General features: G+C 69.8%; 20 protein-coding genes. 10 read left to right on the forward strand and 10 right to left on the reverse strand.

The features are described 5' to 3' along the window. Positions 1-24: 24 nt before the first annotated feature. Both I2501_RS06745 and I2501_RS06750 read left to right on the forward strand, forming a co-directional pair. Positions 25-1,242, forward strand: a complete 1,218-nt coding sequence (locus tag I2501_RS06745; RefSeq protein ID WP_196192880.1) for a pyridoxal phosphate-dependent aminotransferase — start codon at positions 25-27, stop codon at positions 1,240-1,242. Positions 1,243-1,314: 72 nt separating this feature from the next. Continuing rightward, positions 1,315-1,716 (forward strand): SCO4983 family protein, encoded by a 402-nt coding sequence (locus tag I2501_RS06750; protein ID WP_456243083.1) that lies wholly within the window; start codon positions 1,315-1,317, stop codon positions 1,714-1,716. 108 nt (positions 1,717-1,824) lie between these two features. Here the strand turns inward: I2501_RS06750 and I2501_RS06755 are convergent, their stop codons facing one another. Beyond that, on the reverse strand, positions 1,825-3,642 hold the full coding sequence (locus I2501_RS06755; protein ID WP_196192882.1) for a phosphoenolpyruvate carboxykinase (GTP): 1,818 nt from the start codon (positions 3,640-3,642) through the stop codon (positions 1,825-1,827). Positions 3,643-3,842: 200 nt separating this feature from the next. On the opposite strand from I2501_RS06755, the gene trhA reads away from it, so the two are divergent. From trhA to I2501_RS06770, 3 genes are all read left to right on the forward strand, one after another. After that, entirely contained in the window at positions 3,843-4,517 is a 675-nt protein-coding gene (trhA, locus tag I2501_RS06760; RefSeq protein WP_196192883.1) for a PAQR family membrane homeostasis protein TrhA, read from the forward strand. Between the two features lie 89 nt (positions 4,518-4,606). Beyond that, on the forward strand, positions 4,607-6,241 hold the full coding sequence (locus tag I2501_RS06765; protein ID WP_196192884.1) for an MFS transporter: 1,635 nt from the start codon (positions 4,607-4,609) through the stop codon (positions 6,239-6,241). Continuing rightward, positions 6,238-6,879 carry an acyl-CoA-like ligand-binding transcription factor gene (locus tag I2501_RS06770; RefSeq protein WP_196192885.1) on the forward strand — a complete coding sequence of 214 codons (642 nt, stop codon included), beginning with the start codon at positions 6,238-6,240 and terminating at the stop codon, positions 6,877-6,879. Before I2501_RS06765 ends, I2501_RS06770 begins: the two co-directional genes overlap by 4 nt. 252 nt (positions 6,880-7,131) lie before the next feature. Here I2501_RS06770 and I2501_RS06775 read toward each other — a convergent pair whose 3' ends face one another. Continuing rightward, positions 7,132-9,141: a thioredoxin domain-containing protein gene (locus tag I2501_RS06775; protein ID WP_196192886.1), complete on the reverse strand. Its 2,010-nt coding sequence runs from the start codon at positions 9,139-9,141 to the stop codon at positions 7,132-7,134. A gap of 162 nt (positions 9,142-9,303) precedes the next feature. Between I2501_RS06775 and I2501_RS06780 the strand changes: the two genes are divergently transcribed. After that, a complete protein-coding gene (locus I2501_RS06780; RefSeq protein ID WP_196192887.1) occupies positions 9,304-9,567 on the forward strand; it encodes a hypothetical protein in 264 nt (87 codons plus the stop codon). A 120-nt stretch (positions 9,568-9,687) separates the two neighbouring features. Here I2501_RS06780 and I2501_RS06785 read toward each other — a convergent pair whose 3' ends face one another. Further along, positions 9,688-10,704, reverse strand: coding sequence for an aldo/keto reductase (locus I2501_RS06785; protein ID WP_196192888.1), 1,017 nt, complete (start codon positions 10,702-10,704; stop codon positions 9,688-9,690). Positions 10,705-10,807: 103 nt separating this feature from the next. Beyond that, positions 10,808-12,394 (reverse strand): glycoside hydrolase family 55 protein, encoded by a 1,587-nt coding sequence (locus I2501_RS06790; RefSeq protein WP_215909296.1) that lies wholly within the window; start codon positions 12,392-12,394, stop codon positions 10,808-10,810. 186 nt (positions 12,395-12,580) lie between these two features. On the opposite strand from I2501_RS06790, the gene I2501_RS06795 reads away from it, so the two are divergent. Further along, positions 12,581-13,987, forward strand: a complete 1,407-nt coding sequence (locus I2501_RS06795; RefSeq protein WP_196192889.1) for a glutamate decarboxylase — start codon at positions 12,581-12,583, stop codon at positions 13,985-13,987. 77 nt (positions 13,988-14,064) lie between these two features. Here I2501_RS06795 and nicT read toward each other — a convergent pair whose 3' ends face one another. The 3 genes from nicT to mca all read right to left on the reverse strand — a co-directional run bounded on the left by nicT (position 14,065) and on the right by mca (position 16,386). Next, positions 14,065-15,168 carry a Nickel transporter NicT gene (gene nicT / locus I2501_RS06800; protein WP_196192890.1) on the reverse strand — a complete coding sequence of 368 codons (1,104 nt, stop codon included), beginning with the start codon at positions 15,166-15,168 and terminating at the stop codon, positions 14,065-14,067. A 99-nt stretch (positions 15,169-15,267) separates the two neighbouring features. Beyond that, complete coding sequence (locus tag I2501_RS06805; protein WP_328806243.1) at positions 15,268-15,486, reverse strand: hypothetical protein; 219 nt, start codon at positions 15,484-15,486, stop codon at positions 15,268-15,270. A gap of 12 nt (positions 15,487-15,498) precedes the next feature. Beyond that, complete coding sequence (gene mca, locus I2501_RS06810) at positions 15,499-16,386, reverse strand: mycothiol conjugate amidase Mca (RefSeq protein WP_196192891.1); 888 nt, start codon at positions 16,384-16,386, stop codon at positions 15,499-15,501. Between the two features lie 107 nt (positions 16,387-16,493). Here mca and I2501_RS06815 point away from each other — a divergent pair, with 107 nt between their 5' ends. Beyond that, complete coding sequence (locus I2501_RS06815) at positions 16,494-16,952, forward strand: DUF4307 domain-containing protein (RefSeq protein WP_196192892.1); 459 nt, start codon at positions 16,494-16,496, stop codon at positions 16,950-16,952. Between the two features lie 120 nt (positions 16,953-17,072). Then, positions 17,073-17,570, forward strand: a complete 498-nt coding sequence (greA, locus tag I2501_RS06820; protein WP_196192893.1) for a transcription elongation factor GreA — start codon at positions 17,073-17,075, stop codon at positions 17,568-17,570. A 70-nt stretch (positions 17,571-17,640) separates the two neighbouring features. Here greA and I2501_RS06825 read toward each other — a convergent pair whose 3' ends face one another. From I2501_RS06825 to ilvA, 3 genes are all read right to left on the reverse strand, one after another. Next, complete coding sequence (locus tag I2501_RS06825; RefSeq protein ID WP_196192894.1) at positions 17,641-18,507, reverse strand: ABC transporter permease; 867 nt, start codon at positions 18,505-18,507, stop codon at positions 17,641-17,643. Beyond that, positions 18,504-19,556 carry an ATP-binding cassette domain-containing protein gene (locus I2501_RS06830; RefSeq protein ID WP_196192895.1) on the reverse strand — a complete coding sequence of 351 codons (1,053 nt, stop codon included), beginning with the start codon at positions 19,554-19,556 and terminating at the stop codon, positions 18,504-18,506. Before I2501_RS06830 ends, I2501_RS06825 begins: the two co-directional genes overlap by 4 nt. A 148-nt stretch (positions 19,557-19,704) precedes the next feature. Next, a complete protein-coding gene (gene ilvA / locus I2501_RS06835) occupies positions 19,705-20,922 on the reverse strand; it encodes a threonine ammonia-lyase (RefSeq protein WP_196192896.1) in 1,218 nt (405 codons plus the stop codon). Between the two features lie 82 nt (positions 20,923-21,004). Between ilvA and I2501_RS06840 the strand changes: the two genes are divergently transcribed. Further along, positions 21,005-21,505: a MarR family winged helix-turn-helix transcriptional regulator gene (locus I2501_RS06840; protein ID WP_408022711.1), complete on the forward strand. Its 501-nt coding sequence runs from the start codon at positions 21,005-21,007 to the stop codon at positions 21,503-21,505.

A 21,505-nucleotide genomic window follows, 5' to 3' on the forward strand; every position in this document is an offset into this window, starting at 1 on the left:
GGTCAGGCACTAAAGTGCATGGGTATGCAGCCGGTGCTTCAGTCCTCCAAGCTCGCCAACGTCTGTTACGACATCCGCGGCCCGATCCTCGACGAGGCGATGCGCCTCGAGGACGAGGGCCACCGGATCCTGAAGCTGAACACCGGCAACCCGGCACCCTTCGGTTTCGACGCACCGCCGGAGATCCTCCAGGACATCGTGCGCAACCTCGCCGGGGCGCACGGCTACGGCGACTCCAAGGGCCTGCTCTCGGCCCGCCGCGCCGTGGTCATGCACTACGAGGAGCGCGGGCTGCCCGGCCTGAGCGTGGACGACGTCTACATCGGCAACGGCGTCTCCGAGCTGATCCAGATGGCGATGCAGGCGCTGCTCGACAACGGCGACGAGGTGCTCGTCCCCGCCCCCGACTACCCGCTGTGGACGGCCTCGATCAGCCTGTCCGGCGGCACGGCGGTGCACTACCGCTGCGACGAGCAGTCGGAGTGGTACCCGGACCTGGCCGACATCGAGGCGAAGATCACCGACCGCACCCGCGGCATCGTGATCATCAACCCGAACAACCCGACCGGCGCGGTCTACCCGGTGGAGCTGTTGGAGGGCCTGGTCGAGATCGCCCGTCGGCACAACCTGATCGTCTACTCGGACGAGATCTACGACAAGATCCTCTACGACGACGCCACCCACACCTCCACCGCGTCGCTCGCCCCGGACCTGCTCTGCCTGACCTTCAACGGCCTGTCCAAGGCCTACCGGGTGGCCGGCTTCCGCTCCGGCTGGATGACCATCTCCGGCCCCAAGGACAACGCGCGCAGCTACATCGAGGGCCTGACCACGCTGGCCACGATGCGTCTCTGCGCCAACATGCCCTCGCAGCACGCGATCGCGGCGGCGCTCGGCGGACGCCAGTCGATCAAGGACCTGGTCCTCCCCGGCGGTCGACTGCGCGAGCAGCGGGACATCGCCTGGAAGATGCTCAACGACATCCCCGGCGTCTCCTGCACCAAGCCCCAGGGCGCGCTCTACGCCTTCCCGCGGCTCGACCCGAAGGTCTTCAAGATCAAGGACGACGCCCAGATGGTGCTGGACCTGCTCAAGCAGCAGCACATCTACGTGGTCCAGGGCACCGGCTTCAACTGGCCCGAGCCGGACCACTTCCGCCTGGTCACGCTGCCGCGCGCGGAGGACCTGACGGAGGCCATCGAGCGGATCGGCGTCTTCCTCAGCGACTACAGCCAGCCGTAGCCAGGGCAGCGAGCTGACCGACACGCGAGACAGGCGATTGTTTTAGACAGAGTCCAAGTTAGGCTGTTCTCCATGTACGAGCAGCCGAGGACTCATGCTGCGCCGCGCCATGTCCGCGTGAGCCAGATGTCGAACGCTTCCGTGCGCCCGCAGAGCGGACGGGCCGGGCAGTTGGCCGGTCACCTGTCGGCGCTGCTCGACGTCACCAGCGAACTCCACCGCCGGACCGGCGACTCCGCACTGGAGATCGCCGTCGCCGCACTCACCGCGCGGATAGCGGAGATCGGCGCGAGCCTGCCGCCGCGCGCGGCCACCGCCTACCCGGACGACCTCACCACCCTGCACGCCCAGGCGTTCGACCTGGCCGGCCGGGTGCTGGTGGTCGCCGCCGCCCAGCAGGACACCAGGACGGCGGTACTCGCGTGCCGCCGCATGGATGTCCATACGGCGGCACGGGAGTCGGTTGCCCTGTGAGCTGAGCGCTCAGGCGCTTCGCCTCAGCTCAGTCGCTCAGCTCAGTCGCTCAGCTCAGTCGCTCAGTGCTGTTGCGCGACTTCCGCTTCAGCTCCGCTTCGCTGCGCCTCAGCTCAGTCGCTCGGTGAGCTTGTTGTACTCGTCCCACAGCGCCTGCGGCGTGTGCTCGCCGAACAGCTCCAGGTGCTCGGGGATGAGCGCGGCCTCCTGCTTCCAGATGTCGTTGTCGACGGAGAGCAGCAGGTCCAGGTCGGCCTGGTCGATCGTCAGACCGTCCAGGTCCAGCGCGTCCTGGGTGGGCAGGACGCCGATGGGCGACTCGACACCCTCGGCGGAACCCTCCAGGCGCTCGACGATCCACTTCAGCACGCGGCTGTTCTCGCCGAAGCCCGGCCAGACGAACTTGCCGTCGGCGTTCTTGCGGAACCAGTTGACGTAGTAGATCTTCGGCAGCTTGGCGGCGTCGGCGTTCTCGCCGACCTCCAGCCAGTGGGCGAAGTAGTCACCCATGTTGTAGCCGCAGAACGGCAGCATCGCGAACGGGTCGCGACGCAGCTTGCCGACGGTGCCCTCGGCCGCGGCGGTCTGCTCCGAGGCGACGTTGGCGCCCAGGAAGACGCCGTGCTGCCAGTCGAAGGACTCGGTCACCAGCGGAACCGCACTGGCGCGACGACCGCCGAAGAGGATGGCCGAGATCGGCACACCTGCCTGGTCCTCCCACTCCGGGGCGATGGTCGGGCACTGGGCGGCCGGGACGGTGAACCGGGCGTTGGGGTGCGCCGCCGGGGTCTCCGACTCGGGAGTCCAGTCGTTGCCCTTCCAGTCGATCAGGTGGGCGGGCTTCTCCTCGGTCATGCCCTCCCACCAGACGTCGCCGTCGTCGGTGAGCGCCACGTTGGTGAAGACCGTGTTGGCGTACATCGAGTCGATGGCGTTGGCGTTGGTGTCACGGCCGGTGCCGGGCGCGACGCCGAAGAAGCCGGCCTCCGGGTTGATCGCGTAGAGGCGGCCGTCCGCACCGAACCGCATCCAGGCGATGTCGTCGCCGATCGTCTCGACCTTCCAACCCGGGATGGTCGGCTGGAGCATGGCCAGGTTGGTCTTGCCGCAGGCGCTGGGGAACGCGGCGGCGACGTACTTGGCCTCGCCGGACGGCGGGGTGAGCTTGAGGACGAGCATGTGCTCGGCCAGCCAGCCCTCGTCACGGGCCATCGTGGAGGCGATGCGCAGCGCGTAGCACTTCTTGCCGAGCAGCGCGTTGCCGCCGTAGCCGGAGCCGTAGGACCAGATCTCCTTGGTCTCCGGGAAGTGCGAGATGTACTTGGTCTCGTTGCACGGCCACGACACGTCGGCCTCGCCCTCCGCAAGCGGGGCGCCGAGGGTGTGCACGGCCTTGACGAACTCGCCGTCCTCACCAAGGAAGTCGAGCACGGCCTGTCCCATGCGGGTCATGGTGCGCATCGACACGGCGACGTAGGCGGAGTCGGTGATCTCCACACCGTAGGCGGCCAGCGGCGAGCCCACGGGACCCATGGAGAACGGCACCACGTACATGGTGCGGCCCTTCATGGAGCCCTTGAAGATGTCGCCGAAGATCGCCCGCATCTCCGCGGGAGCCTTCCAGTGGTTCGTCGGACCGGCGTCCTTCTCCTGCTCGGAGCAGATGAACGTACGGTCCTCGACGCGCGCGACGTCACGCGGGTCGGACGCGGCGTAGTAGGAGTTGGGCCGCTTCTCCGGGTTGAGCTTGCGGAAGGTGCCCTTCTCGACAAGCAGGTCACACAGACGCTGGTACTCGGCTTCAGAGCCGTCGCACCACTCGATCCGATCCGGCTGGGTGAGCTCTGCGATCTCCTGGACCCACGCCAGCAGCGCCTTGTGCTGGGTCGGGGCAGCGTTGACCTGGGCAGAGTTCTCGTACGGCACGATCGCTCCGTTTCACATCCGGTCGTCCTTGAACGGATGGGGAGGGGTTGAGGGTCTTCGCAGCGTATCTCGCATGTCGGAGAAGTGACATACCGCCCCCCTTGTGAGAACGACAACACCGCAGGTCAGCGTCACATTGACGAGAACCTCGACCGACCTACCAGTAGGTAACCTACGGGTCCGTAGCTACACTTTGCGACATGACAGCTGGGGTGGAAATGACGGAGCCCGATACCGGTCGCAATTCCCTGCAAAAACCAGCAATGCGCGGCTGGTTGCACGCAGGCATGTTCCCGGCGACAGTCGCCGCAGGAATCGTGCTCATCTGCCTGGCAACGACCACGGCAGCGCGGGTCGCGTGCGCGATCTACGCCGCAAGCGCCTGGATGCTGTTCGGCATCAGCGCGCTCTACCACCGCTTCTCGTGGGGGCCGCGCGGCGAGGCGGTGCTGCGGCGGCTCGACCACAGCAACATCTTCCTGATCATCGCCGGGACCTACACACCCGTCACCATCCTGCTGCTGCGCGGCGGCCAGCAGCAGATACTGCTCTGGCTCGTCTGGGCGGGCGCGCTGGCCGGGATCGCCTTCCGGGTCTTCTGGGTCGGCGCGCCGCGCTGGCTCTACACCCCCTGCTACCTCGCCCTGGGCTGGGCGGCCGTCTTCTTCCTCCCCGACTTCTTCCGCACCGGCGGCATCGCGGTGACCGTGCTGATCATCGTCGGCGGCCTGCTCTACAGCGTCGGCGGCGTGATCTACGGCCTGAAGCGGCCGAACCCCTCACCGCGCTGGTTCGGCTTCCACGAGATCTTCCACGCGTGCACCCTGGCGGCGTTCACGGTGCAGTTCGTGGGGGTGTCCCTGGTCGCCATGTGACGGGACCGCCTTCCGACAGTCGGTAGTGATTGACAGCCCCTATATTTTGAGAGTCACTGTCAGAAGACAGTAACTCTTAGGGGGCTGCCATGAGCACGCACGCGACCGTGAGCACCACCGCACCACCCGACTCCCCGCCCGCCGACCGCCGCCGCTGGTGGGCGCTGGCCGCCGTCTGCCTGAGCGTCCTGGTGCTCGGCTTCGACGGCACCATCCTGAACGTGGCACTGCCCGACCTGGCGGTCCAACTGCACGCCACCACCGACCAGTTGCAGTGGATCGTCGACGCCTACCTGGTCGTCTTCGCCGCCGCGATGCTCCCCGCCGGGCTGCTCGGCGACCGCTTCGGTCGCCGCAGGCTGCTGGTCGGCGGCCTGGTCCTCTTCGGCGCGGCGTCGCTGGTCGGCACGCTGGTGCACTCCGCGGACACGCTGATCGCGGTCCGCGCGGTGATGGGCCTCGGCGGGGCGTTCATCATGCCGCTGGGCATCGCGATCCTGCCGAGCCTCTTCGCCCCGGCCGAACGGCCGCGCGCGGTGGCCGTGATGACGGCGGGGATGGCCGTCGGCATGCCGCTCGGCCCGATGCTGGGCGGACTGCTGCTCAACCACTTCTGGTGGGGCTCGATCTTCCTGATCAACGTGCCGCTGATCGCGGTCGGCATCGTCGCCTGCCTCTGGCTGATCCCCGAGTCCCGCGACCCCGCCGTCCCCCGGGTCGACGTGCTGAGCGCGGCGATCGGCGTCCTCGGCCTGGCCGCGCTGACCTTCGGCATCATCCAGGGCCCGACGGACGGTTGGGGCTCGGCGACCGTGGTCGGCTCGCTGGTCGCGGCGGTCGCGCTGATCGGCGGCCTGGTCTGGCGTGAGCGCAGCCAGCCGCACCCGATGGTCGACTTCACGCTGCTGGCCGACCGGGTCTACCGGTGGAGCACGGTCGCGTCCGTGCTCGTCTCCTTCTCGCTGATGGGCGCGCTGTTTGTGCTGCCGCAGTACCTCCAGTCCGTCCTCGGCAACGACGCGCTGGGCACCGGCATCCGGCTGATGCCGCTGATGGGCGGCCTGCTGGTGGCCGCGCGGCTCGCCGAGAGGCTGGTGGAGAAGCTGTCGGTGCGGTGGGTGGTCTCGGTCGGGATGCTGATCGTGGCGGGCGCGCTGCTGCTCGGCGCGACCACGACCGTCAGCGACGGCTACGGGCTGACCGCGGTGTGGCTGTCGCTGCTCGGCTTCGGCATGGGCTTCACCATGGTCCCCGCGATGGGCGCGGCGATGGCCGCCCTGCCGGACGAGAGGGCCGGCGTCGGCTCCGGCCTGTTGCAGACGCTGCGTCAGTCCGCCAGCGCCATCGGCGTCGCACTGCTCGGCAGCCTGCTGGCCGGCGCGTACACCGCGCGGCTGCACACGGGCCAGCTCCCGGCGCCGCTCGCGAAGACGGCCCAGGGTTCCGTCTCCGCGGCCCAGGCCGTCGCCACCCAGCTCCACGACACGGCGCTGGCCGCGAGCGCGCACGCCGCGTTCGTCCACGGCATGGACCTGGTGCTGCTGGCCTGCGGCATCGGCTCGGCGCTCTCCGCCGCACTGCTGGCCCTGCGGATGCCGGGCGCGCGGGCCGGAGCGGGAACGGGAGCGGGTACGGGAACGGGAGCGGGTACGGGAGCGGGGATGGGTACGGAGGAGGTGGCTGGGGCAGCGGGGGCGGCCGGTGCGGGACAATCCCTGACATGAGTGCCGCCTCCCCCCATCCCCGCCCCGCAAGCACCGAGCTGGAGCATCTGCTGGAGGCTCCACTCGGTTTGCGGGAGCGCAAGAAGCTGAAGACCCGCCGGGCGATCCGCACGGCGGCCTTCGGCCTTTTCGCCGAGCAAGGCTACGAGGCGACCACCGTCGACCAGATCGCGGCGGTGGCGGAGGTCTCCCCCAGCACCTTCTTCCGCTACTTCCCCACCAAGGAAGACCTGGTCATCAGCGACGACTACGACCCGCTGCTGGAGGCCGCGTTCCGCGCCCGCCCGAAGGACGAGCCCGTCCCGCAGGCGCTGCGGATGGCCATGGTCGGCCCCCTCCGCCAGGTGCTCGCCGCAGAGCGGGACGAGATGCTGCTCCGGATGGAGCTGTACCGGGAGGTCCCGGCGATCCGCGCGAGGTCCATGGCGGAACAGCAGCAGACCTCCGCCCGCCTCTGTCGGCTGATCGCCGAACGCACGGGCGAGGACCCGTCCGGCCTGCACCTCCGCGTCCTGGTCACCACGATCATCGCCGCGGCGAGCGAGGCGGTCCTCTACTGGTCCGAGCGCGGCGGGGTGGACGACATGACGGAACTCCTCGACCAGGCACTGGACGTGGTCATCGGGCCGGCTAGCTGAGGCAGGGGCCGCAGTTCCACCACCCCAGGGGCGCGAGGCTCTACTGATCTGCGGCTCCGCCGCGTGGGCGCGACAAGCTGCGCTTTCGATCCCGCAGGTGGTTGCACCGTCAGGGGCGCGGGGCTCTACTGATCTGCGGCTCCGCCACGTGGGCGCGCCAAGCCACCTACGTCGGCGGTGCCCCGAACGCGCAGGGCCATCCGCGCGCCGGTGGTTGCTCACGCAGTTCCTCGCGCCCCTGGATAGTGCAACTCACTCACCTGGTCTGGCGTTCAGGCCCTCGCGGAGCCACTGCGGGTCGGTGACCGGGGCGTCGCAGGTGAACCTCCGGCAGACGTACGCTGCCGGCCTGCCGTCCGCGAGAGGCTTCTCCTCGTCCGGGGTGATCACCAAACCCGGCGCGGTAGCGCCGAGCGCCGCCGCCCGCAGGGCGAGCGTCTCGGGCGCGTCCGGCGCGCCCGCCAGGGCGACCCGGCGGGGGCCGTCGAGCAGGGCCTCGGCCACGGCCAGGCCCCAGCCGATGAACCGGGGAGCGCGGCTCGCCAGCGGGGTGACCACCGTCAACGCCTGCTCCGCGGCCTCGCGGTGGCGTTCGGACTCGGTGAGCGTCGCGTACGACAACATCGCGCCGGCCGCCGCCGACCACCCCGAGGGCGCCGCGTTGTCGGTCGGGTCCTGGGGGCGACGGATCAGCTGCTCCGCGTCGGCCGCCGTGTCGAAGAGCGCACCGGAGGACTCGTCGGTGAACTGGTTAAGCACGACCTCCAGCAGTTCGCCCGCGGCGTCCAGCCAGCGCCGGTCGCCGGTGACGTTGTGCAGCGTCACCAGGCCCTCGGCGACGTCGCCGTAGTCCTCCAGCACGCCGACGTTCGTGCCCGCGCGCCCGTCGCGTGAGGTGCGCAGCAGGCGGCCGGACGCGTCCCGGTGGACGTCGAGCAGCAGGGCGGCCGCGACAACGGCCGCGTCCAGGAACTCGGGGCGCTCCAGCAGGGCCCCGGCCTCGGCCAGAGCCGCGACGGCGAGGCCGTTCCACGCGGCGACGACCTTGTCGTCCCGCGCCGGACGCGGGCGCAGCTCACGGGCCTCGAACAGGCGCGCCCGCAACTCCGGTTCCGGCTCCTCGCCGGGGAGTTGGAGGACGGAGGCGCCCTCCTCGAAGGTGCCCTCCGCGGTGACGCCGAACAGCTCGACGGCGCGTGCGCCGTCCTCCGCGCCGAGCACGTCGACGAGTTGCTCCGGCGTCCAGACGTAGAACGCGCCCTCGTGGCTGTGGCCCTCCGGGTCCGCGGGGTCGGCGCTGTCCGCATCCAACGCGGAGGCGAACCCGCCCTCGGCGGTGCGGAGTTCACGCAGCAGGAACTCGCCCGTCTCGACCGCGACCCGGCGGGCGAGCGTACTACCGGTGGCCCGCCACAGGTGGGTGTAGACGCGGAGCAGCAGCGCGTTGTCGTAGAGCATCTTCTCGAAGTGCGGCACGACCCACGCCGCGTCGACCGAGTAACGGGCGAAGCCGCCGCCGAGCTGGTCGTAGATGCCGCCTCGGGCCATCGCCTCGCAGGCGTGGACGGCCATCTCCAGCGCGGGGTCGCTGCCGGTGGTGGCATGGTGGCGGAGCAGGAACTCGAGCACCATCGACGGCGGGAACTTGGGCGCGCCGCCGAACCCGCCGCGACTGCCGTCGTACTCGCGCGCCAGCGCGGCCACCGCGTGCCGCAGCGCGTCCGGTCCGGGTGTCTCGGCCCCGGCCAGCCCGGCGTAGACGCCTCCGCGCTGGGTCAGCTCGGCCACGATCCGCCCGGCCACCTCGGTGACCTCCTCACGCCGCCCGCGCCAGGCGTCGGCCACGCCGCCGAGCACCTGCCGGAACGACGGCATGCCGTGCCGGGGCTCGGGCGGGAAGTACGTGCCGAAGTAGAACGGGTCCCGGTCCGGGGTCAGGAACACCGTCATCGGCCAACCACCCTGGCCGGTCGCGGCCTGCACCGCCTCCATGTAGACGGCATCCACGTCGGGCCGCTCCTCGCGGTCCACCTTGATCGCCACGAAGTTCTCGTTGACCACCCGAGCCGTCGCGTCGTCCTCGAAGCTCTCGTGCGCCATCACATGACACCAGTGACACGCCGCGTACCCGACGCTGAGCAGGACCGGGACGTCCCGCTCCCGCGCTGCGGCGAAGGCCTCCGGCCCCCACTCCCACCAGTCGACGGGGTTGTCGGCGTGCTGCTGCAGATACGGCGACGTGGCGTTGTGCAGTCGGTTCACACCGCCAGCCTCTCACGCAGGGGGGTCGCACCGCCGTATGCGTCCGGGGCAACCGGAGACCGACCTGCGCTTCACCCCCGCCGGGACGAGGATGGAGGGGTAAGGGCTAACCCCACCGAACCGGCCGACATGGAGGTCGAGCCTATGCGCGTACTGATGACCATGGAATTCGACAACGACAAGGCCAGTCGCGTGATCCAGGACAAGCGCCTGGGAGAGCTTATGCAGACTGTCCTGAAGCCGCTGAATCCCGAGGCCGTGTACTTCGCGACCGTCCACGGGCACCGCGGCGGAATCGTCGTCTTCGATCTGCAGGAGCCGGCCCAGATGCCGTCCGTGGCCGAGCCGCTGTTCCAGGAGCTCGGCGCGGAGATCAGCATCCAGCCGGCGATGACCATCGACGACGTGACGCGCGCGCTCGTCTGAGCCGCCACGCACCACGCCGTCCCCCGACGGTCCTACCCGACGCGTCCGCGCAACGCGTCCCCGTACATCCCTGCGATGTCCCCCCGATGTCCCTGCGATGCCCCTCCGATCAGGCGTCCCTCACCAGGCGAACGCCTCCGGCGCCGGTCCCGGCCCGGGGAAGATCTCGTCGAGGGAGGCCAGCAGCTCGGCCGAGAGCGTCAGGTGCAAGGCCCGAAGCGCGGAGTCGAGCTGCTCCCGAGTGCGCGGGCCGACGATCGGGCCGGTGATGCCGGGCCGGGCCAGCAGCCAGGCCAGGGCGACCTCGCCGGGCTCAAGCCCGTGCTTCTCCACCAGGTCCTCGTACGCCTGCACCTTGGCGCGGACCTCCGGGTCGGCCAGGCCGGAAGCCGCGCGGCCCATCTTCGTGCGGGCGCCGGAACCCTCCGCCTCCTTGCGCAGCGCGCCGCCGAGCAGGCCCTGGTGCAGCGGCGACCACGGGATGACGCCGACCCCGTACTCCTGCGCGGCCGGGATCACCTCCTGCTCCGCCCGGCGCTCGAACAGGTTGTAGAGGCACTGCTCGCTGACCAGCCCGAGCCCGACGCGTCCGCCGCGCGACGCGGTCTCGTTGGCCTGGGCGATCTTGTAGCCGGGGAAGTTGGACGAACCGACGTAGAGCACCTTGCCCTGCTGGATCAGCACGTCCATCGCCTGCCAGATCTCGTCGAACGGCGTGGCGCGGTCGACGTGGTGGAACTGGTAGACGTCGATGCGGTCCGTCTGCAGCCGTCGCAGGCTGGCGTCCACGGCCCGGCGGATGTTCACCGCGGAGAGCCGGTCGTGGTTCGGCCAGGCGGCGTCGAAGAGCGAGCTGCCGTTGTTCTCGGCGTTCATGTAGCCCTTGGTAGCCAACACCACCTTGTCGCGCCGGTCGCCGCCCTGGGCGAACCAGCGGCCGATGACCTCCTCGGTCAGGCCCTTGTGGGCATCGCGGCCGTAGACGTTCGCGGTGTCGAAGAAGTTGACGCCCGCGTCGAGCGCGGCGTCCATCAAGGCGTGGCTGGTGGGCTCGTCGGCCTGCCCGCCGAAGTTCATCGTGCCGAGGACCAGTCGGCTGACCTTGAGTCCGGTGCGTCCGAGCTGCGTGTACTCCATGGCGTTCATGGTGTTCATCCAACGCGCTTGGAGTGCACTTCAGGCAAGCGCCAGCCGAGCGCGAACCGCACCGGACCTCAGGTCACCGCCGTGTCAAGGGACTTCAGCTGATCGGCGTCAGTCCGCGCTCGTGCAGCTGCTCGGCGTAGAGGCTCTGCGGCAGCTGCGGCTTGCCGGAGCCGGCGACCTCGCCGTTCGATCCGGTCAGCAGCTTTCCGGTGCAGCCGAACGCCCAGTTGTGCGCGGTCGGCGGGTTCTGCACCTCGTAGCCGCCGGTGGTGACGCAGTTCCACGCGGTGCTGTTGGCGTCGGACCAGCCGTGGCCGGTGCCGCGGCTGCCGTTGTTCACCATCAGCAGCGTGCCGTCGACGGTCACGTTGTCGTACAACGTGCCGCTGCCCCACCGCTGGTGGCCACCGGAGTCGTAGGAGCTCTGCAGCAGCACGGCGCTGCAGTCGGAGTAGACGTTCGGGCCGGACTGGCGGGCCTCGGTGGTGAAGGCGTGGATCTTGTCCGCCGTCACCTTGCAGTCCTGGATCAGGTTCTCCTGCCCCATCAGCGTGTAGCCGTCGGACCGGGCGGAGGTGGCGGTGTTGGTGATCATGTCCAGGGTCGCGGTGTGCAGCACCGTGATCCGGCGGCTCTGCCCGCCGAGGCGGGTGACGCCGTCCTGGCCGTAGTGGTAGGAGACCACGTCACGGACCCAGGAGTCCTGCACCGCGTTGAACGAGGAGAACGTCGAGTTGTAGAAGTCCGACGCGTACTTCGGGTCGGCCGCCATGGCCTGGCCGTCCGTGCTCAGCGACTCGATGCCCACGTGGTCGATCCGCGCGAAGCTGTCCTTGAAGACGCTGGCCTGCGTGTACTGCGCCTCCAGCGCGGTGGTCAACGGCGCGTCCAGGGTGAGCTGCCTGCCGTGGACGGCGGTGACGGTCCGCTCGGAGTAGAGACTCCAGTCCGGCTTCCACAGGTTCTGCATACCGATGGCGTCGAGCCATGCCTGCGTGGTCGGCCGCTGCACCACCACGGACGAGCCGACGCCCAGCCCGGCGGTGGAGGCGACGTCCACCGTGGTGCCGCCGACCGGGACATAACGGTCGGTCACCTTGGTGGGCGTGGTCAGCGCGCGGTAGGAGGAGGTGCCGCCGATGGTCAGGACGGTCCGGGCGCTTGCGCCCTCGGCGACCAGCCGGGTGCCTCCCGCACCGCTGCCGCTGCCGCGCAGCACCACGCCGGAGGCGTCGATCTGCAGCGATCCGGCGATCTTGTACGAGCCCGGTCCGAGCAGCACCGCGCCGCGCAGGCCCTGGGAGTTGACCGGCAGCTTGGAGACCGCGTCGATCGCGGCCTGGATCTGCGCGGTGTCGTCGCCGCCGCTGGGCTTGGCCACCCGGTCACGGACGGCCGCGGTCGGCAGCGGGACACCGCCGCCTTCGTAGCCGGCGTGCGAGTAGTCGGGAACCTGGTTGCCCTGGGCGTCGTGCCCGTACACGAGCTTGCCGCCGCTGTAGCCCAGCCATGCGGTGGTGGCGCCGGTGGCCGTGCTCGTGGCGGCACCGGCGGCGGGCGCCTGGGACGCGACCGAGGCGCCGGCGTCGGAGACCGCGAGTGCGATGCCGCCTGCCGCGAGTGCGGCGACGGCCGATACGAGGGTGAAGCGCCTGGCGCGGCGCCGGTGACGGATGTTCACGAAGGGATCCTGTCAAGCACCCCCAATCAAGTAAAGCTTCCTAACCCAGTTCTTTGCCAGTTCATTCACAGGCTGCGCTCAAGTGGCCCACGTGTCGCCTGAGCTCTTCCGTGCCCGCTGCGGCGTCCGAGGACGTTGGTCGTAGGGTCATGACGGACAGTCAACGGCCCGCAAGGAGAACCCGGTATGGCACTGCACCAGGGACACGACGCCCACCACAAGCTGCACCTCACTCCGCTGGTCGGCGACCCCGACATACTGGGTGCGATGGAGGAGCTCATCCCCAAGGGCCGCCTCGCCGAGACGCCGCTGCCTCCCACCGTCGCCCAGCGCCTGATCCGCGACGAGCTGATGCTCGACGGCAACGCCCGGCTCAACCTCGCCACCTTCGTGACCACCTGGATGGAGCCGCAGGCCCAGGAGTTGATCGCGGAGTGCCTCGACAAGAACATGATCGACAAGGACGAGTACCCGCAGACGGCCGAGGTCGAGCGCCGCTGCGTGTCGATCCTGGCCGACCTGTGGCACGCCCCCGACCCGACCAAGGCCATCGGCTGTTCCACCACCGGCTCCAGCGAGGCCTGCATGCTCGCCGGGCTCGCCCTCAAGCGCCGCTGGATGGCCCGCAACAAGGACCGTTACGCGGCGGGCGCGAAGCCCAACCTGATCATGGGCGCCAACGTCCAGGTCTGCTGGGAGAAGTTCTGCAACTTCTGGGAGGTCGAGTGCCGGCTCGCCCCGATGGAGGGCGAGCGCTACCACCTGGACGCCGAGTCGGCGCTGGCGCTGGTCGACGAGAACACCATCGGCGTGGTCGGCGTGCTCGGCTCGACCTTCGACGGCAGCTACGAGCCGATCGCGGAGATCTGCGCGGCGCTGGACGACCTGCAGCAGCGGACCGGACTCGACGTGCCCGTGCACGTCGACGGTGCGTCAGGCGGCATGATCGCGCCGTTCCTCGACCCCGAACTGGTCTGGGACTTCCGGCTTCCGCGCGTCGCCTCGATCAACACCTCCGGCCACAAGTACGGCCTGGTCTACCCGGGCGTCGGCTGGGCGCTGTGGCGCGACGCGGAGGCGCTGCCAGAGGAGCTGGTCTTCCACGTCAACTACCTCGGCGGCGACATGCCGACCTTCGCGCTCAACTTCTCGCGTCCGGGCGCGCAGGTCATCGCCCAGTACTACGCGTTCCTGCGACTCGGCCGCGTCGGCTACACCGCTGTGCAGCGGGCGACGCGTGACGTGGCCCGCAAGCTCGCCAAGGGCATCGAGGAACTCGGCCCGTTCCGACTGCTGACGCGCGGCGACGAGCTGCCGGTCTTCGCGTTCACCACCAAGGACGAGGTCACCAACTTCGACGTCTTCGACGTCTCCCGCCGCCTGCGGGAACGGGGTTGGCTCGTCCCCGCGTACACCTTCCCGGAGAACCGGACCGACCTGGCGGTGCTGCGCATCGTCTGCCGCAACGGCTTCTCCATGGACCTCGCCAACCTCCTCATGGAGGACCTCGGCAGGCTCCTCCCGGAGCTCCAGTCCCAACCCGCCCCGGCCAGCAACATCGGCATCAAGCCGAGGACCGGCTTCCACCACTGACGGATGCCGGTGCTCCCACAGCTAGGTGCAGCACCCAGGGGCGCGGGGAGTTCCCCGCGCCCCTGCGGAAGGTGCAACTAGTCCTCGATGGGGACGGGCGCCGCCGAGCTCGCGGACCACTTCTCCTCGACCCGGCCGAAGCGCCAGATCAGCAGGGAGACGGCCCAGGTGACCACGAACAGGCCGACGATCACGAAGCCGACGTTGTTGAGGTCGAGCCCCGCGACCCACCCGATCACGCCGCCCGTGATGTCCAACTTCTGCGCCAGCAGGCCCACCAGCTCGATGCCGCCGATGAGCACGGCCACCGCGACCGACAGGCCGGTGATGGTGATGTTGTAGTAGACCTTCCGCACCGGCCGCGAAAAGGCCCACTCGTAGGCGAAGTTCATGAACGAGCCGTCGATGGTGTCCAGCAGCGACATGCCCGCCGCGAAGAGGATCGGCAGGGTCAGGATCGCGTACCAGGGCAGCGAGAATGCCGAGGCCCCGCCCGCCAGGACCAGCAGCGAGACCTCCGTCGCCGTGTCGAAGCCGAGACCGAAGAGGAAGCCCACCGGGTACATGTGCCACGACTTGTCCACGGCCTTGGTGACCCGGCCGAGAATGCGGTTCATGAAGCCGCGCTTGTTGAGGTGGTCCTCGAGCTCCGCCTCGCTGTAGCTGCCGGACTTCATCTTCCGGAACACCTTGACGATGCCGACCAGCACCACCGCGTTGATCACGGCGATCAGCATCAGGAAGACGCCGGAGACGGTGGTCCCCACCGTTCCGGCGACGGTCTGCAGCGTGGAGCTGCCGTTCTCCACCTGGCCCGCCAGCGCGCGGACGCCGAAGGAGAGCAGCAGGCAGAGGCCGAAGACCACGGACGAGTGGCCGAGCGAGAACCAGAAGCCGACCGAGAGCGGGCGCTTCTCCTGGCTCATCAGCTTGCGCGTGGTGTTGTCGATCGCAGCGATGTGGTCGGCGTCGAAGGCATGGCGCATCCCCAGCGTGTACGCGGTCAGTCCCATGCCGAGGCCGAAGAACTGCCCGTTCACGTTGTAGTGGTGCGGGGCGACGATCAGGAGGAGCACCCCCCAGCCGACGATGTGCAGGGCGGCCACGAACGCGGCCATGCCACCGAGCCGGGCCCACTCGCCTCGGGTCAGAGCTCCCCTGATACGCGCGATCGTCCCCATGCGACACCCCTCCTGGATCCGTACTGCCGATCCAAGGTAGGGGCTGCTGATATTTAGTTGCAAGTCATTCGCAATAACGAGCCAGAGGCAGAAGGAGAATTACTTCTCCGTCGACACGCTCGCTGCTGCGGCCGCCTCGGCGGGCTCCGGCTCCTCGACGAAGTCGACCTTGCCCAGGGAGCGGTTCATCGCCTTCAAGATCCACCAGGTGCCCGCGCCCAGCGCGGCGAAGATCAGGAAGCCGAGGATGCCCGGGGTGACCTTGTTCTCGTCGAGGGCCAGCAGAACCGTGGCGGCGGGGTGCATCGCAGTGTTCACTCGTCCATCGTCTCAGGAGGCGTTCGGGATCTTGGCGGCGATCCCCTCGAAGAGGTCGTCCTCGGGCAGCGAGGAGTCGACCAGGGAGCGCGCCAGCTCGTAGTCCTCGGTCGGCCAGACCTCGCGCTGGAGCTCCAGCGGCACCCGGAACCACGGGCCGTCCGGGTCGATCTGGGTGGCGTGGGCCAGCAGCGCCTTGTCCCTGATCTCGAAGAAGTCGCCGCAGGGGACGCGGGTGGTGATCTCGCGCGGGGTGCGGTCCGACTCCTCCCAGCGGGCGATCCACTCCTTGTAGGGGGACTCCATGCCGCGCTCGTTCATCGCCGCGTCCAGGGCCTTGATCCGCGCCAGCGAGATGCCCTGGTTGTAGTAGAGCTTGAGCGGCTGCCACGGCTCGCCGGCCTCCGGGTACGCGTCCGGGTCACCGGCAGCGTCGAAGGCGGCCATGCTGATCTTGTGGGTCATGATGTGGTCCGGGTGCGGGTACCCGCCGTTCTCGTCGTACGTGGTGATCACGTGCGGGCGGAACTCGCGGATCAGCCGGACCAGCGGCTCCGCGGCCTCCTCGACCGTCTTCAGCGCGAAGCAGCCCTCGGGAAGCGGCGGCAGCGGGTCGCCCTCCGGCAGACCCGAGTCGACGAAGCCCAGCCAGGCCTGCTTGACGCCGAGGATCTCCCGCGCGGCGTCCATCTCCTTGGCGCGGACCTCGTGGATGTTCTCCTCGATCCACGCGTCACCCTGGAGCTTCGGGTTCAGCACCGACCCCCGCTCGCCCCCCGTACAGGTGGCGACCAGCACGTCGACACCGCGCGACACGTACATCGCCATGGTCGCCGCACCCTTGCTGGACTCGTCGTCCGGATGCGCGTGCACTGCCATCAGTCGCAACTGCTCAGTCACTGCCCCTGTGCCCTTCGTCTTCGGTACCGACTCCTATAGTGACGGACGGGGGCGTGCGGTTAATTCCGCGAGGAGCTCCCGTTGCCCCCGAAGGAGGCCAAAGTCCGATGGCGGATACAACCCAGGGCGTACGTCCCGCCGAGCAGCCTGCCGAAGGGCAGTCCGCCGGACAGCCCGGCACGCCGTTGCGCCCGCCCGTCGGCCGCTACGGCACCCGGGACCTGGCCAAGGCCCGCCGCCGCGGCAAGCGCATCTACTACGTGACCGTCAGCCTGGCGCTCGCGCTGGTGGCCGCCATCGCCTACAAGTACATCTCAGGTTCCTCCGTCAGCGGCGAGGTGCAGACCTTCCAGGTGGTCTCTGCACATGAGGTGCGGATCACCCTGGACGTGAGCAAGCCCGACGGCCAGGCCGCCAGCTGCACCGTCCGCTCCCGCGACGAGAACGGCGCCGAGGTGGGCCGGGTCACCGTCGCCATCCCGGCGAGCGGCGGCGAGCAGCTCACCACGGTGCTGCTGAAGACCACCTCCCGCGGCACCACCGGCGAACTGGTCGGCTGCTCCTGAGCCCACGCCCGGGGAGGTCGGACTCCTGACTCTGGGCGTCGAAATTGTTAGGGTTGGGGTTTCGCCCGTTCCCACCGGACGGGCGATGATTTGTATCCCCAGTACCTACGAGGAGCACCAGTGACCCAGACCAGCGACAACGTCACCTGGCTCACCCAGGAGGCGTACGACCAGCTCCGTGCCGAGCTGGAGCACCTGTCGGGTCCCGCACGCACCGAGATCGCCCAGAAGATCGAGCAGGCCCGCGAAGAAGGCGACCTCAAGGAGAACGCCGGCTACCACGCCGCCCGCGAGGAGCAGGGCAAGATGGAGCTGCGTATCCGCCAGCTGACCCAGTTGCTCGAGCGCGCCAAGGTCGGCGAGGCCCCCGCGGACAACGGCGTGGTCGGCCCCGGCATGGTCGTCACCGTCGCCTTCGACGGCGACAAGGACGACACCATGGTCTTCCTGCTCGGCTCGCGCGAGGCCGCCTCCGGCGACATGGAGACCTACTCCCCGCAGTCGCCGCTCGGCCGCGCCATCGACGGCCGCAAGGTCGGCGACGACGTGACCTACGAGCTGCCGAACGGCCGCAAGGCGAACGTCACCATCACCGAGGCCAAGCCCTACACGGGCTGACGCCCGCCTCCCCCGCAACGTTCCAGGTACCGCTCCCCACCCACGCTCACCCCGGGCAGACCACCCGGGGTCAGCCGGTGGCGGAGCGGTACTTGCGTACGGCCAGCCACGAGAAGACGGCCATGATCAGCAGCGACCAGCCTATGGACACCCCGATCGCGTGCTCCATCGGCCAGACCTTGGCCGGGGCGCCGGTCGGGTTGCCGAACAGCTCACGGCAGGCCTGAACGGTGGCGCTGAAGGGGTTCCAGTAGGCGATCGCCTGGAGCCAGCCCGGCATGCCCGCGACCGGCACGAAGGCGTTGGAGACGAAGGTCAGCGGGAACAGCCAGATCAGCCCGGCCGAGGTGGCCGCCTCGGGGCTGCGCACCGAGAGCCCGATCAGCGCGCCGATCCAGGAGAACGCGTAGCCGAGCAGCAGGAGCAGCCCGAACGCGGCCAGCGCCTTGAGCACGCCGTTGTTGATCCGCCAGCCGACGATGAACGCGACCACCGCAAGCACCAGCACGGTGAACCCGGTCTGCACCAGGTCCGCCCAGGTGCGGCCGACCAGCACCGAGGAGCGGGTCATCGGCAACGACCGGAACCGGTCGACCAGGCCCTTGGTCATGTCCTCCGCGAGCCCCGCCGAGGCCCCGGCCACCGCGAAGGTGACCGTCTGCGCGAAGATGCCCGCCATCAGGTACTGCTTGTAGGCGTCGGCCCCGGCCGAACCGCTCATGCCGGGCACCGCGATCGCGCCGCCCATCACGTACGTGAAGAGCAGCACGAACATGACCGGCTGGAGCAGCCCGAACACGACGATCTCGGGGATCCGCAGCATGCGCCTGAGGTTCCTCTTGGCCACGACCCAGGAGTCGTGCGCCATCTGCCCCAGGCCGCCCTTGGCCGGACGCGGCAGCGTGCCCGTGGCGAGGGCGGAGGTGGTCGCGGTCATACCCGGGCCTTCTTCCTGCGCGCGTCGGCGCCCTCGTCCCCGTCCCCGCTCCCGGACGCGGGCTCGCCGTCGCCGGCGCCCGCCCCCGAGCCGTTCTCGTCGTCCTCGCTGAAGGTGGCGTGACCGGTCAGCGAGAGGAAGACGTCGTCCAACGTCGGACGCCGCAGGCCGATGTCGTGGATGACGACGTCCCGAGCGTCGAGCTCCCTGATCACGTCGGCCAGCACCCGGGCGCCGCCGCTGACCGGGACGGTGATCCGCCGGGTGTGCGGCTCGACCGTCGCCTCGCCGATGGCGAACTGCGCCAGCGCGTCCATCGCCACCGTCAGCACCGCCGGATCGTTCACGACGACCTCGACGCGCTCACCGCCGATCTGCGCCTTGAGCTGGTCGGCCGTACCGCGCGCGATCACCTTGCCGTGGTCGACCACGGCGATGTCGTGGGCGAGGCGGTCGGCCTCCTCCAGGTACTGCGTCGTCAGCAGCAGCGTGGTGCCCTCGGCGACCAGCGTCTCGATGACCTCCCACAGGGCCATGCGGTTGCGCGGGTCGAGGCCGGTGGTGGGCTCGTCCATGAACATCACCGGGGGCCGCACCACCAGTGCGGCGGCCAGGTCGAGACGGCGGCGCATGCCGCCGGAGTACGTCTTGGCGATGCGCCCGGCCGCGTCGGTGAGGTTGAACCACTCCAGCAGCTCCTTGGCGCGGGCCTTCGCGTCGCGCGCGGACATCTGGTAGAGCTCGCCGACCATCTGGAGGTTCTCCTGGCCGGTCAGGTACTCGTCCACGGCGGCGTACTGGCCGGACAGGCCGATCAGGCTGCGTACCTCGTTCGGATGCTTCAGCACGTCGACGCCGGCGACGGTGGCCCGCCCGGCGTCGGGCTTGAGCAACGTCGTCAACACCCGGACGGTGGTGGTCTTTCCCGCGCCGTTCGGGCCCAGCAGCCCGAGCACGGTGCCCTCCGGCACGTCCAGGTCCACTCCGTCGAGCGCCCGGACGTCGCCGAAGGTCTTGACCAGACCCTCGGCCGTGATCGCCCCTGTCATCGGCCTCGCCTCCCGCCGGGATCGTCACAGGTTCTCCCAGCCTCACCCGTTTGCGATCTTTTGGCACCTCGGAAGGCGCCTCGAACGTCACTCGGACAGGCTGCTCACAACCTAAGGCACACCACTGACAATCCGGCGGGCTTTTTCGCTACGCCTGGCTCAACACCCGGTAGCCCTCGGCCCGCAGCTCGGCGACGACCGCCGCGCAGTGCTCCGGGCCCTTGGTCTCCAGCCGCAGGTCGACGTCCGCCTCGCCGAGGCCGAGCTTCGGGTCGGTGCGCACGTGGGCCACGTCGACCACGTTGGCGTCGGTGCGGGAGAGCACCTCCAACAGCCCGGCCAGGACGCCGGGGCGGTCGTTGATCCGCAGCCGCAGCGACATGTAGCGGCCCGCCGCCGCCATGCCGTGGCGCAGCACCCGCTGCATCAGCAGCGGGTCGATGTTGCCGCCGGAGAGCACGGCGACGACCGGGCCCTCGATCTCGCCGCCGTGCTCCAGCAGCGCCGCGACCGTGCTCGCGCCCGCCGGTTCGACGACCAGCTTGGCGCGCTCCAGGCAGAGCAGCAGCGCCCGTGCCAGCGCGTCCTCACTGACCGTCAGGACACCGTCGGCCAGCTGGTTGATGATCTCGAACGGCACGTCGCCGGGGCGGCCGACCTGGATGCCGTCGGCCATGGTGCCGAACCGGTCCAGCGTCACCGGGCGCCCGGCGCGCAGCGAGGGTGGGTAGGCCGCCGCGCCCTCCGCCTGGACGCCGATCACCCGCACGTCCGGCCGCACCGGCTTGACCGCCGCCGCGATCCCGGCCAGCAGGCCGCCTCCGCCGGTGCCGACCAGGATGGTCCGCACCTCTGGGCACTGCTCCAGGACTTCGAGGCCGACCGTGCCCTGACCGGCGACGATGTCCGGGTGGTCGAAGGGGTGGATGAAGACCGCGCCGGTCGTCTCCGCGTACTCCAGCGCGGCGGCCAGCGTCGCGTCGAAGTTCTCGCCGACCAGGCGGACGTCCGCGCCGTAGTCGCGGGTCGCGGCGACCTTGGGAAGCGGGGCGACGACCGGCATGAAGACCGTCGAGTGCACGCCCAGGGTGGACGCCGCCAGGGCCACGCCCTGCGCGTGGTTGCCCGCGCTGGCCGCGACCACACCGGCCGCCCGCTCGACCGGCGACAGCCCGGCGATCCGGACGTACGCGCCGCGCAGCTTGAACGACCCGGTGCGCTGGAGGTTCTCGCACTTCAGCTGAACGGGCGACCCGATCAACTCGGAGAGATGGCGGCTGCTCTCCATCGGAGTGACCCGGGCGACCCCCGCCAGCATCTTGTGTGCACCGCGGACGTCGTCAAGGGTGATGGGCCAGACGCTCATAGGGTTCAGCCTAGGGCCTGGGAAGGCTAGGCTCGGAAAGCTCAGCCGAACGAGAGATCGCGATTCTCCGATGCCAACGCCGATGCCCGAGAACGACCGCCTGGACCCCGCAGAGGGGCCCGCCGACTCCGGCGCGCCCATGGATCTGCACGACCAGTTGCAGTACCAGGTGGCCATCTTCGCCCGCCGGGTCGAGCAGGCACGGATCGGCGGCCTGGGCGAGCAGCGCAACTCGATGGACCGGGCGGCCTTCCTGCTGCTCAACCGGCTCAACTGGACCGGCCCGGTGGGCGTCAAGGCGCTGGCCCAGGCGATGGGCATCGACTCGTCGACGGTCACCCGGCAGGTGGCGCCGCTCGTCGACTGCGGCCTGGTGGAGCGCGTCCCCAACCCGGACGACGGCCGCGCGGTGCTGCTGGAGCTCTCCGACCAGGGCCGCGCCCGGCTGGAGGAGGTCCGGGCCTCGCGCCGGGAGCTGATGCGGATGCTGACGGACGACTGGTCCGAGGAGGACCAGCAGGCCTTCTGCACCCTGCTGACGCGGTTCAACCTCGCGATCAAGGCGCACCACCGGACGTCCTAG

This window comes from Streptacidiphilus fuscans, assembly GCF_015690355.1.
Taxonomy (GTDB): domain Bacteria; phylum Actinomycetota; class Actinomycetes; order Streptomycetales; family Streptomycetaceae; genus Streptacidiphilus; species Streptacidiphilus fuscans.

Bases quoted from the DNA above. Each gene is read 5' to 3' on its own strand.
- I2501_RS06780 (WP_196192887.1), top strand. From the start codon at position 9,304: ATGGAATTCGACAACGACAAGGCCAGTCGCGTGATCCAGGACAAGCGC.
- I2501_RS06750 (WP_456243083.1), top strand. From the start codon at position 1,315: ATGTACGAGCAGCCGAGGACTCATGCTGCGCCGCGCCATGTCCGCGTG.
- I2501_RS06745 (WP_196192880.1), top strand. From the start codon at position 25: ATGCAGCCGGTGCTTCAGTCCTCCAAGCTCGCCAACGTCTGTTACGAC.
- I2501_RS06825 (WP_196192894.1), bottom strand. From the start codon at position 18,507: ATGACCGCGACCACCTCCGCCCTCGCCACGGGCACGCTGCCGCGTCCG.
- I2501_RS06785 (WP_196192888.1), bottom strand. From the start codon at position 10,704: ATGGAGTACACGCAGCTCGGACGCACCGGACTCAAGGTCAGCCGACTG.
- nicT (WP_196192890.1), bottom strand. From the start codon at position 15,168: ATGGGGACGATCGCGCGTATCAGGGGAGCTCTGACCCGAGGCGAGTGG.
- I2501_RS06815 (WP_196192892.1), top strand. From the start codon at position 16,494: ATGGCGGATACAACCCAGGGCGTACGTCCCGCCGAGCAGCCTGCCGAA.
- I2501_RS06770 (WP_196192885.1), top strand. From the start codon at position 6,238: ATGAGTGCCGCCTCCCCCCATCCCCGCCCCGCAAGCACCGAGCTGGAG.
- I2501_RS06830 (WP_196192895.1), bottom strand. From the start codon at position 19,556: ATGACAGGGGCGATCACGGCCGAGGGTCTGGTCAAGACCTTCGGCGAC.
- trhA (WP_196192883.1), top strand. From the start codon at position 3,843: ATGACAGCTGGGGTGGAAATGACGGAGCCCGATACCGGTCGCAATTCC.
- I2501_RS06840 (WP_408022711.1), top strand. From the start codon at position 21,005: ATGCCCGAGAACGACCGCCTGGACCCCGCAGAGGGGCCCGCCGACTCC.
- ilvA (WP_196192896.1), bottom strand. From the start codon at position 20,922: ATGAGCGTCTGGCCCATCACCCTTGACGACGTCCGCGGTGCACACAAG.
- I2501_RS06765 (WP_196192884.1), top strand. From the start codon at position 4,607: ATGAGCACGCACGCGACCGTGAGCACCACCGCACCACCCGACTCCCCG.
- I2501_RS06795 (WP_196192889.1), top strand. From the start codon at position 12,581: ATGGCACTGCACCAGGGACACGACGCCCACCACAAGCTGCACCTCACT.